At 67.2% G+C, this 9,221-nt stretch carries 15 protein-coding genes; all 15 read left to right on the top strand.

All coding sequences use genetic code 11. The features are described 5' to 3' along the window. The first annotated feature begins 44 nt into the window (after positions 1-44). The 15 genes from fusA (at position 45) to rplX (ending at position 9,213) form a co-directional block, all read left to right on the top strand. A complete protein-coding gene (gene fusA / locus ACOQPP_RS07465) occupies positions 45-2,141 on the top strand; it encodes an elongation factor G (RefSeq protein WP_420636187.1) in 2,097 nt (698 codons plus the stop codon). Positions 2,142-2,220: 79 nt separating this feature from the next. Next, positions 2,221-3,414, top strand: coding sequence for an elongation factor Tu (gene tuf, locus ACOQPP_RS07460; RefSeq protein WP_419164772.1), 1,194 nt, complete (start codon positions 2,221-2,223; stop codon positions 3,412-3,414). A gap of 31 nt (positions 3,415-3,445) precedes the next feature. Then, positions 3,446-3,754 carry a 30S ribosomal protein S10 gene (gene rpsJ / locus ACOQPP_RS07455; protein WP_419164785.1) on the top strand — a complete coding sequence of 103 codons (309 nt, stop codon included), beginning with the start codon at positions 3,446-3,448 and terminating at the stop codon, positions 3,752-3,754. A 4-nt stretch (positions 3,755-3,758) separates the two neighbouring features. Next, positions 3,759-4,394 carry a 50S ribosomal protein L3 gene (gene rplC / locus ACOQPP_RS07450; RefSeq protein WP_419164786.1) on the top strand — a complete coding sequence of 212 codons (636 nt, stop codon included), beginning with the start codon at positions 3,759-3,761 and terminating at the stop codon, positions 4,392-4,394. Beyond that, positions 4,391-5,026 carry a 50S ribosomal protein L4 gene (rplD, locus tag ACOQPP_RS07445; RefSeq protein WP_419164787.1) on the top strand — a complete coding sequence of 212 codons (636 nt, stop codon included), beginning with the start codon at positions 4,391-4,393 and terminating at the stop codon, positions 5,024-5,026. Before rplC ends, rplD begins: the two co-directional genes overlap by 4 nt. Continuing rightward, positions 5,023-5,379, top strand: coding sequence for a 50S ribosomal protein L23 (gene rplW / locus ACOQPP_RS07440; protein WP_419164788.1), 357 nt, complete (start codon positions 5,023-5,025; stop codon positions 5,377-5,379). The genes rplD and rplW overlap by 4 nt, the downstream gene beginning before the upstream one ends. A gap of 3 nt (positions 5,380-5,382) precedes the next feature. Continuing rightward, on the top strand, positions 5,383-6,222 hold the full coding sequence (gene rplB, locus ACOQPP_RS07435; protein WP_419164789.1) for a 50S ribosomal protein L2: 840 nt from the start codon (positions 5,383-5,385) through the stop codon (positions 6,220-6,222). A gap of 15 nt (positions 6,223-6,237) precedes the next feature. Then, positions 6,238-6,522, top strand: a complete 285-nt coding sequence (rpsS, locus tag ACOQPP_RS07430) for a 30S ribosomal protein S19 (protein ID WP_419164790.1) — start codon at positions 6,238-6,240, stop codon at positions 6,520-6,522. Further along, positions 6,522-6,872 (top strand): 50S ribosomal protein L22, encoded by a 351-nt coding sequence (gene rplV, locus ACOQPP_RS07425; RefSeq protein WP_419164791.1) that lies wholly within the window; start codon positions 6,522-6,524, stop codon positions 6,870-6,872. Before rpsS ends, rplV begins: the two co-directional genes overlap by 1 nt. Beyond that, positions 6,872-7,561: a 30S ribosomal protein S3 gene (gene rpsC, locus ACOQPP_RS07420; RefSeq protein ID WP_419164792.1), complete on the top strand. Its 690-nt coding sequence runs from the start codon at positions 6,872-6,874 to the stop codon at positions 7,559-7,561. The genes rplV and rpsC overlap by 1 nt, the downstream gene beginning before the upstream one ends. Before the next feature lie 7 nt (positions 7,562-7,568). Then, positions 7,569-7,979 carry a 50S ribosomal protein L16 gene (gene rplP / locus ACOQPP_RS07415; RefSeq protein ID WP_419164793.1) on the top strand — a complete coding sequence of 137 codons (411 nt, stop codon included), beginning with the start codon at positions 7,569-7,571 and terminating at the stop codon, positions 7,977-7,979. Beyond that, positions 7,980-8,195, top strand: a complete 216-nt coding sequence (rpmC, locus tag ACOQPP_RS07410; RefSeq protein WP_419164794.1) for a 50S ribosomal protein L29 — start codon at positions 7,980-7,982, stop codon at positions 8,193-8,195. Next, the gene (rpsQ, locus tag ACOQPP_RS07405) at positions 8,188-8,457 is read left to right on the top strand and encodes a 30S ribosomal protein S17 (protein ID WP_419164795.1); all 270 of its coding nucleotides are present in this window, start codon (positions 8,188-8,190) and stop codon (positions 8,455-8,457) included. Before rpmC ends, rpsQ begins: the two co-directional genes overlap by 8 nt. 13 nt (positions 8,458-8,470) lie before the next feature. Beyond that, on the top strand, positions 8,471-8,839 hold the full coding sequence (gene rplN, locus ACOQPP_RS07400; protein WP_419164796.1) for a 50S ribosomal protein L14: 369 nt from the start codon (positions 8,471-8,473) through the stop codon (positions 8,837-8,839). A gap of 26 nt (positions 8,840-8,865) precedes the next feature. Next, positions 8,866-9,213, top strand: coding sequence for a 50S ribosomal protein L24 (gene rplX / locus ACOQPP_RS07395; RefSeq protein WP_419164797.1), 348 nt, complete (start codon positions 8,866-8,868; stop codon positions 9,211-9,213). Positions 9,214-9,221: the final 8 nt, after the last annotated feature.

Below are 9,221 nucleotides of genomic sequence, written 5' to 3'. Positions count from 1 at the left end.
GCAACGGGTCCCGGACACGATTCCAGGTACAGATAAATCGATCGATGGAAAGAAGAACGCCGCTGGAGCGGCTTCGGAATATCGGCATCATGGCGCACATCGATGCCGGGAAGACGACGACGACCGAACGGGTCCTGTTCTATACCGGCCGGACGCATCGCCTGGGTGAAGTGCATCATGGCGACGCGACCATGGACTGGATGGAGCAGGAGCAGGAACGCGGCATCACGATCACATCGGCCGCGACCACCTGTTACTGGGAGCGCCACGAGGAACCGTACCGCATCAACATCATCGACACGCCGGGGCACGTGGACTTCACGGTCGAGGTGGAGCGAAGCCTGCGGGTGCTCGATGGCGCGGTCGCCCTGTTCTGCGCGGTCGGCGGCGTAGAGCCGCAATCGGAGACCGTTTGGCGCCAGGCGGACAAGTACGGCGTCCCTCGCATCGCGTTCGTCAACAAGATGGACCGCGTCGGCGCCGACTTCATGAACGTCGTCCACATGATGCGCGAACGGATCGGCGCGAACGCGCGGCCTCTCCAGATCCCGCTCGGCGAGGGCGAACTCTATACCGGCATGGTCGACCTCGTGCGCGAGGTCAAGGTCGTCTATGACAATGAGTCGCTGGGTGCCCGCTGGAGCGAGGGCCCCGTTCCGGATGCGCTGCTGGAAGAAGTGGCGCAACTCCGCAGCGAACTCATCGAGGCCGCGGTCGAGTACGACGAGTCGCTGCTCGAGAAGTATCTCGACGGCGAGGAACTTACCGAAGACGAGGTTCGGCGGGCCGTCCGCAGGGCGACGCTGGCGAATGGGATCACACCGATCCTGTGCGGGTCCGCTTTCAAGAACAAGGGCGTGCAGCGGCTCCTCGACGCGGTGATCGACTACCTCCCCTCTCCGCTCGACGTGCGTCCGGTCACGGGCCACCTCCCGCAGCGGGACGAGTCCGTGGTCGAGCGCGGGGCTGACGAGGCGGCGCCGTTTTCGGCGCTCGCGTTCAAGATCGCCACGGATCCGTACGTGGGACGTCTCACCTACTTCAGGGTGTACTCGGGGACGGCGAAGGCCGGATCATACGTCCTGAACTCGTCCCGGGGCCGGAAGGAGCGTGTCGGACGCCTCCTCCAGATGCACGCGAACAAGCGTCAAGAGCGGGACGAGGTGTTCGCCGGAGACATCGCGGCGGCGATCGGGCTCAAGCACACCCGGACGGGGGATACGCTCTCGTCCCGGAGCGACCCGATCGTGCTCGAGTCGATGAGCTTCCCCGAACCGGTCATTCGGGTGGCGATCGAACCGAGGACGAAGGCGGACCAGGAAAAGCTCGCGGAAGCCCTGGCGAAGCTGGCCGAGGAAGATCCGACCTTCCGCGTCCATACGGACGAAGAGACCGGGCAGACGATCATCAGCGGGATGGGCGAACTCCATCTCGAGATCATCGTCGACCGCTTGCAGCGCGAGTTCCGCGTGAACGCCAATGTGAGCCGGCCGCAGGTGGCCTACCGGGAGACGATTCGCAAGGCGGTCCGGAAGGTGGAGGGCCGCTTCGTGCGTCAGTCGGGAGGGCGCGGGCAGTTCGGGCATGTGATCATCAACCTCGAGCCGACCGACCCCGGGGGAGGGTTCGTCTTCGACTCCGAGATCCGCGGCGGGAACGTGCCGCGTGAGTACGTCATGTCCGTGGAGCAGGGGATTCGCGAAGCGCTCGATTCCGGCATCGTCGCCGGCTACCCGATCATCGACGTCAAGGCGACGCTGATCGACGGGTCGTATCACGAAGTCGACTCGAGCGAGATGGCGTTCAGGATCGCGGGCTCGATCGCCCTGAAGGAAGGCGCCCGCAAGGCGCAGCCGGTGTTGCTCGAGCCGGTCATGAACGTTGAAGTGGTCACGCCGGACGACTATCTCGGCGACGTCATGGGCGATCTGTCGAGCCGGCGCGGAAAGATCGGCGGCATGACGCAGCGTTCGTCCGCGCGGGTGATCGGAGCGTCCGTGCCGCTGTCGGAGATGTTCGGCTACGCGACCTCGCTTCGGTCGATGAGCCAGGGGCGCGCGGTCTATACCATGCAGTTCTCTCACTACGAGGAAGTTCCGGGATCCAAGACGGCGGAGATCGTCTCCGCCAACGGCGCATAGCGGTCCGGGACCGCCGGGGCTCCGCACCAGCGGGCACCGGAGGCCGGGCCTGAGCCGGCACAAAGGAGAAACAGGGGCGATGGCGAAGGAAAGGTTCGAGCGGACGAAGCCGCACGTGAACGTGGGCACGATCGGACACGTGGACCACGGGAAGACGACGCTGACGGCGGCGATCACGCAGGTACAGGCGACGAAGGGATACGGGGAGTACGTGGCGTTCGACCAGATCGACAAGGCTCCGGAGGAACGGGAGCGCGGGATCACGATCGCGACGGCGCACGTGGAATACGAGTCGGAGGGCCGGCACTACGCGCACGTGGACTGTCCGGGGCACGCGGACTACGTGAAGAACATGATCACGGGCGCGGCGCAGATGGACGGGGCGATCGTGGTGGTGTCGGCGGCGGACGGTCCGATGCCCCAGACGCGGGAGCACATTCTGCTGGCCCGGCAGGTGAACGTGCCGTACATCGTGGTGTTTTTGAACAAGGTGGACCAGGTCGACGACGAGGAGTTGCTGGACCTGGTGGAGCTGGAGGTCCGCGAGCTGCTGAGCGAGTACGAGTTTCCGGGCGACGACGTGCCGGTGATCCGGGGCTCGGCGCTGCGGGCGCTGGAGAGCGGGGATCCGGAGGCGGAGGAGACGGCGTGCGTCGCGGAGTTGATGGAGGCGCTGGACACGTACATCCCGGTGCCGGAGCGGGCGACGGACAAGCCGTTCCTGATGCCGGTGGAGGACGTGTTCACGATCACGGGCCGGGGGACGGTGGTGACGGGCCGGATCGAGCGCGGGGTGGTGAAGACGGGCGAGGGCGTGGAGCTGGTGGGGCTGGGCTCCGAGAAGAAGACGGTGGTGACGGGCGTGGAGATGTTCCGCAAGATCCTGGACGAGGGCCGGGCGGGGGACAACGCGGGCCTGCTGCTGCGGGGCGTGGCGAAGACGGAGGTGGAGCGCGGGATGGTGATCGCGCACCCCCGGTCGATCACGCCGCACCGGAAGTTCAGCGCGGAGGTGTACGTGCTGACGAAGAACGAGGGGGGCCGTCACACGCCGTTCTTCAACGGATACCGGCCGCAGTTCTACTTTCGGACGACGGACGTGACGGGCTCGGCGGAGCTTCCGGAGGGGGTGGAGATGGTGATGCCGGGCGACAACGTGAACATGGCGGTGGAGCTGATCGCGCCGATCGCGATGGAGGAGAACCTGCGCTTCGCGATCCGCGAGGGCGGACGGACGGTGGGTGCCGGCGTCGTCACCGCGATCCACGACTAGCCCGACGCCCCGGAAGCGAAACGACCGAGACATGGCTCAGAAGATTCGGATTCGGCTGAAGGCGTTCGATCCGGCGGTGATCGACCAGACGGCGTCGGACATCGTTCGGACCGCCCAGAAGACCGGTGCGACCGTCAGCGGGCCGATCCCGCTGCCCACGCGTCGCCAACTGTTCACGGTCCTGCGGAGCCCGCACGTGGACAAGAAGTCGCGCGAGCAGTTCGAACTCAAGACGCACAAGCGGCTCATCGACATCCACGACTCCCGTCCGCAGACGATCGACGCGCTGACCAAGCTGGATCTGGCTGCCGGCGTCGACGTCGAAATCAAGGTCGGGTAGCGAGATGCCCGGGTTGATCGGCCGCAAGATCGGCATGACGCAGATCTTCGACGACGACGGGAAGGCGGTCGGCGTCACCGTGCTCGAGGTCGGGCCGTGTCCGGTGGTTCAGATCAAGACCGCCGAGCGCGACGGATACGACGCGGTCCAGCTCGGCTTCGGCCGCGTGAAGGAGAGCAACGTCCGAAGGCCGGCCAAGAAACCGGCCAAGGGCCACGCCGCGCGCGCCGGACTCGACCACGTACCGCGGGTCCTGGCCGAGTTCGATTTCGGGAATGAGGATCTCGAGCCGGGCCAGCAGCTGACGGTCGACATGTTCGAAGTCGGATCGCGGGTGAGCGTGAGCGGCGCGACGAAGGGCCGCGGCTTCCAGGGCGTCGTGAAGCGGCACGGCTTCGCCGGCGGCCGCGGCTCTCACGGCGGGACGTCGGTCCTGCGGGGGCCGGGCTCGATCGGGGCGGGCACGGATCCGTCCCGCGTCATCAAGGGCGTCAAGATGGCGGGCCGCATGGGTGGGACGAAGCACATGGCGATGAGCCGCAAGGTCATTCGCGTCGATGCCGAGAAGAACCTGCTCATCGTCCAGGGCTCCGTACCGGGCGCGCGCAACAACATCGTCACGGTGAGGTCGGGCCGATGAAAGTCTCGACGTACCGGGCCGATGGCACTTCCGGCGAGGAGCGGATGCTGCCGCGAACGCCGTTCGACGGCACCGTCAACGAGGATGCGCTCCACCAGGTCGTCACCGCCCTGCTCGCGAACCGGCGCCAGGGCACGCATTCGACCAAGAGCCGCTCCACGGTACACGGGGGATCCCGCAAGCCCTGGCGGCAGAAGGGGACCGGTCGCGCCCGCGCCGGCACGATCCGCTCCGCGTTGTGGCGGGGCGGCTCGGTCGTCTTCGGCCCGCACCCGCGCTCCTATCGCGTCCGCATGCCCCGGAAGCTGCGTCGGCTGGCGATCCGGTCGGCCCTCAACACGAGAGCGCTGAGTGGCGATCTGGCGCTGGTGGAGCACCTGGACTTCGACCCGCCGAAGACTCGCGAGGTGGCCGCGCTCCTGACCCGCATCGGACGCGAGTCCGAGAACGTTCTCCTCCTGACTTCGGGCCACAAGCCGAGCGTCTACCTCTCGGCGAGGAATCTGCCCGGAGTTCGCGTGCTCCCGTGGGGCGACGCCTCCGCGTACGACATCCTGTGGTCGGACCTGGTGCTGGTGGAGGCGTCGGCCTTCGATGCGTCGGCCGGGCCCGGCGAGGAGGGCGACGCATGAGACGCACGCCGAACGAGATCATCCTCCGTCCTCTCTTCACCGAGAAGAGTTCGACCAGCCTGCAGTCCGAGGGGACCGATGGGGTGGGCCGCAGGCTCCAGGCCCGAATCGAACGCGGGGAAGTCGAGCCCCGCCCGAAGTACACCTTCGAGGTGGCGCCGGACGCGAACAAGATCGAGATCCGCAAGGCCTTCGAGGCGATCTTCGAGGGCTGTCACGTGACTTCGGTGCGCACGATGAACGTGCGGGGCAAGAAGAAGCGCGTGGGGCGCACCATGGGTCGGCGGCCGCACTGGAAGAAGGCGATCATCGAGGTCGCGGATGGGCCCGTTGACGTGCTGGAAGGAGCTTGATCGATGCCGATTCGAAAGTTCAAGCCGGTCACGTCGGCCTCCCGTTTTCGCAGCGTCTCGACCTTCGAGGAGATCACGCGCAGCGAGCCCGAGAAGTCGCTCACCGAGGGGCTGCCGAAGAAGTCGGGCCGCAACCACCACGGGCGGATCACGAGCCGGCGGCGGGGCGGCGGCCACAAGCGACGCTACCGGCGGATCGACTTCAAGCGCCGGAAGGACGGGGTGCCGGGGGTCGTGGCGGAGATCGAGTACGATCCGAACCGGTCGGCCCGCATCGCCCTCATTCATTACGCGGATGGCGAGAAGCGCTACATCCTCCACCCCCGGGGACTGGGCGTGGGGGACACCGTGCTCTCCGGTTCCGGCATCGATCCCGCGCCGGGGAACTCTCTGCCTCTGAGCGAAGTCCCTCTCGGGACCGTCGTGCACGGGGTGGAACTCGTCCCCGGCAAGGGGGCGCAGCTTGCCCGCTCGGCGGGAGCGGCGGTGCAGGTCGTCGCGAAGGAGAGGGGCAGGGTGACGCTGCGGCTTCCGAGCACCGAGATGCGCATGGTGCCGGAATCGTGCCGGGCCACGGTCGGCCAGGTGGGCAACGTCGATCATGAGCTGATCCGCGCCGGGAAGGCCGGTCGCTCACGGTGGAAGGGTCGCCGGCCCAAGGTCCGGGGTGTGGCGATGAACCCCGTCGACCACCCCCTCGGGGGCGGCGAGGGCCGCAGTTCGGGCGGCCGTCCACCCGTCTCGCCCTGGGGCAAGCCGGAGGGACGGAAGACGAGGAAGAGGCGGAAGGCGAGCGACAAGCTGATCGTGCGCGGCCGCAAGCGCGGCAAGGCCACGAAGTAGGAGCGGGGGAAAGCAATGCCGAGAAGCGTCAGGAAGGGACCGTACATCGACGAGAAGCTGCTCATGAAGGTGCAGCGGATGAACGAGTCCGGAGGCAAGTCGGTCATCAAGACCTGGGCGCGCGCCTCGACGATCAGTCCCGATTTCGTGGGGCACACCCTCGCCGTGCACAACGGGAACAAGTTCATCCCGGTCTATGTGACGGAGAACATGGTGGGCCACAAGCTGGGAGAGTTCGCGACGACGCGGACGTTCCGGGGTCATGCCGGTTCTGTGCGGGACCGGAGGGGACGGGTCTGATGCGGGCCGCGGCGAAGGCGAACAACGTCCGCATGTCGGCGCGGAAGATGCGGCTGGTCATCGACCAGATTCGCGGCCGCGACGTAAACGAGGCGTACGCCATCCTGCAGTTCTCGAAGAAGAAAGCGGCCCGGTCCGTCGGCAAGGTCCTCCGCTCCGCCGTCGCGAACGCGGCCTATCGGGCGGACGAGGAGGGCGAGGTCGTCGATGTGGACGAACTCTTCGTGCGTGAGGCCTATGTGGACGAAGGCAGGACGCTTCGGCGCTGGCGCCCCCGCGCATACGGGCGGGCCACGCCCGTGCTCAAGCGGAGCAGTCACGTGACGGTCGTCGTGGAGACGAGGGACTAATGGGGCAGAAGACACACCCGTACGGATTCCGGCTCGGCTCCGTCAAACCCTGGCGGTCGCGCTGGTACGCGCAGGGGAGGGAATTCCCCAAGCTGCTCGCGGAAGACGAGAAGCTGCGGAAGTACCTGCACGCCCGGCTCGGTCACGCGGCCATCTCCCACGTGGAGATCGAACGCAAGCCGTCCAAGATCGTCGTTACGATTCACACCGGCCGGCCGGGCGTCGTCATCGGCAAGCGCGGGGCCGAGGTCGACAAGCTGCGCGACGAGCTGGCGCTCCTCACCGAGGCGGAAGTGTCCGTGAACGTAGAGGAGATTCGCCGCCCGGAGACCGCGGCCCAGCTGGTGGCCGATAATGTCGCCCACCAGTTGACGCAGCGCATCAGTTTTCGACGGGCGATGAAGCGGGCCGTGCAGGCGGCCATGCGCGCCGGCGCGGACGGCATCCGCATCCAGTGCGGCGGCCGCCTCGGGGGGGCCGAGATCGCGCGTTCGGAAGGCTATCACGAGGGGCGCGTCCCGCTGCACACGCTGCGCGCCGACATCGACTATGCGGAGCGCCAGGCCAGGACGACGTTCGGCACGATCGGGGTGAAGGTGTGGATCTTCCACGGCGAAATCGTGGAGGACCGCCGGGGTCAGACGTATACCGCGGGCGGTCGCCGTCGCGGCGGCCGCAGGCGAGGGTAGAAGGAATATGCTGCAACCGAAGCGCATCAAGTACCGGAAACAGCAGAAGGGCCGCCTGCGGGGCAGTGCGCACCGCGGGAACAAGGTCTCCTTCGGTGACTACGCCCTCCAGGCGATCGAACCGGGCTGGATCACGAACCGGCAGATCGAGGCGGCGCGTGTCGCCATGACGCGACACATCAAGCGGGGCGGGAAAGTCTGGATCCGCATTTTTCCGGACAAGCCGCTCACGCAGAAGCCCGCCGAGACGCGGATGGGCAAGGGCAAGGGGAATCCCGAGTACTGGGTCGCTCCCGTGAAGCCGGGGCGCGTCATGTTCGAACTCGAGGGCGTGGATGTCGAACTCGCGCGGCGCGCGATGGAACTGGCGTCCGCGAAGCTCCCGATCAAGACGCGCTTCCTGGTGCGGGAGGAATAGATGGCGATGACCGCGATGGAGATCCGGGAGTTCACGGACGAGGAACTCGCGGAGGAACTCGCCCGCGCGAAGAACGAGATCGCGCGCCTGCGGTATCGGGTGGCCTTCGAGGAGCTGGAGAACCCGTCGCTCCTCCGGACGCTGCGGCGCGAGATCGCCCGGCTGAAGACCGTGCAGTCCGAACGGGCGCGTAGCGAGGAGAACCAGGTTGGCTGATCAATCCGGGACGAAGGGCCGCCGGAAGCTCCGGCTCGGGACGGTCGTGAGCGACCGAATGGACAAGACCGTCGTGGTCTCCGTGGAACGGCGCCTCGCCCATCCGCTGTATGGCAAGCAGGTGAGCCGGGGGAAGCGGTACCAGGCCCACGACGGGACGAACGAGTACAGGGTCGGCGACATCGTCCGGATCGAAGAGACCCGGCCGCTGTCCCGGCACAAGCGCTGGCGCGTGCTCGAGTTGATCCGGCGCCCGGACTAGCGAGGGGCACGAGATGATCCAGCAGGAGTCCATGGTCCGGATCGCGGACAATTCCGGCGCGCGCCGGGCCCTCTGCATTCGAGTTCTCGGAGGGTCGCGCCGCCGGTATGCACGCGTCGGCGATGTGATCGTCGCGACGATCAAGGACGCGACGCCGCACGGCAACGTGAAGAAGGGCGAGGTGGTGCGAGCGGTGGTCGTGAGGACCGCCAAGGAGAGCCGCCGGCGCGATGGCAGCTACATCCGCTTCGACGAGAACGCGGCGGTGATCATAAACGACGCGGGAGAGCCGACCGCCACCCGAATCTTCGGACCGGTGGCGCGCGAACTCCGCGAGAAGAAGTTCATGAAGATCGTATCGCTCGCTCCCGAAGTCATCTGAGAGCCGCGCGAGGATTCGAGCCGAACATGACCCAGAGGAAGCTGAACCTGAGGACCGGAGACACCGTCAGGGTGATCGCGGGCAACGACATCGGCGCCCAGGGACGGATTCTGCGCGCGATCCCCGCGCGCGCGCTCGTCGTCGTGCAGGACGTCAACATGCGGAAGCACCACAAGCGCCCGGCGGCGAACGCGAAAGGCGGCATCACGGAAGGCGGGATCGTCACGTACGAGGAGCCGGTCAGCGTCTCGAACGTGATGCTCGTGTGTCCTCATTGCGATGAGCCGACACGGGTTCGACGACGGCACGACGCGGACGGCACGATCGAGCGGATTTGCAAGCGCTGCGACAACCCGATCCCGACGGCGGGCTGAGGGGCGAC

Origin of the sequence: Candidatus Palauibacter sp., from assembly GCF_965222475.1 — a bacterium.
Lineage (GTDB): Bacteria > Gemmatimonadota > Gemmatimonadetes > Palauibacterales > Palauibacteraceae > Palauibacter.
Note: the sequence above shows the minus strand (reverse complement) of the source record. Positions and strands in the feature narration are given on the sequence as shown.

Excerpts from the sequence above, each read along its gene's own strand:
- fusA (WP_420636187.1), top strand. The coding sequence starts at position 45 with ATGGAAAGAAGAACGCCGCTGGAGCGGCTTCGGAATATCGGCATCATG.
- tuf (WP_419164772.1), top strand. The coding sequence starts at position 2,221 with ATGGCGAAGGAAAGGTTCGAGCGGACGAAGCCGCACGTGAACGTGGGC.
- rpsJ (WP_419164785.1), top strand. The coding sequence starts at position 3,446 with ATGGCTCAGAAGATTCGGATTCGGCTGAAGGCGTTCGATCCGGCGGTG.
- rplC (WP_419164786.1), top strand. The coding sequence starts at position 3,759 with ATGCCCGGGTTGATCGGCCGCAAGATCGGCATGACGCAGATCTTCGAC.
- rplD (WP_419164787.1), top strand. The coding sequence starts at position 4,391 with ATGAAAGTCTCGACGTACCGGGCCGATGGCACTTCCGGCGAGGAGCGG.
- rplW (WP_419164788.1), top strand. The coding sequence starts at position 5,023 with ATGAGACGCACGCCGAACGAGATCATCCTCCGTCCTCTCTTCACCGAG.
- rplB (WP_419164789.1), top strand. The coding sequence starts at position 5,383 with ATGCCGATTCGAAAGTTCAAGCCGGTCACGTCGGCCTCCCGTTTTCGC.
- rpsS (WP_419164790.1), top strand. The coding sequence starts at position 6,238 with ATGCCGAGAAGCGTCAGGAAGGGACCGTACATCGACGAGAAGCTGCTC.
- rplV (WP_419164791.1), top strand. The coding sequence starts at position 6,522 with ATGCGGGCCGCGGCGAAGGCGAACAACGTCCGCATGTCGGCGCGGAAG.
- rpsC (WP_419164792.1), top strand. The coding sequence starts at position 6,872 with ATGGGGCAGAAGACACACCCGTACGGATTCCGGCTCGGCTCCGTCAAA.
- rplP (WP_419164793.1), top strand. The coding sequence starts at position 7,569 with ATGCTGCAACCGAAGCGCATCAAGTACCGGAAACAGCAGAAGGGCCGC.
- rpmC (WP_419164794.1), top strand. The coding sequence starts at position 7,980 with ATGGCGATGACCGCGATGGAGATCCGGGAGTTCACGGACGAGGAACTC.
- rplN (WP_419164796.1), top strand. The coding sequence starts at position 8,471 with ATGATCCAGCAGGAGTCCATGGTCCGGATCGCGGACAATTCCGGCGCG.
- rplX (WP_419164797.1), top strand. The coding sequence starts at position 8,866 with ATGACCCAGAGGAAGCTGAACCTGAGGACCGGAGACACCGTCAGGGTG.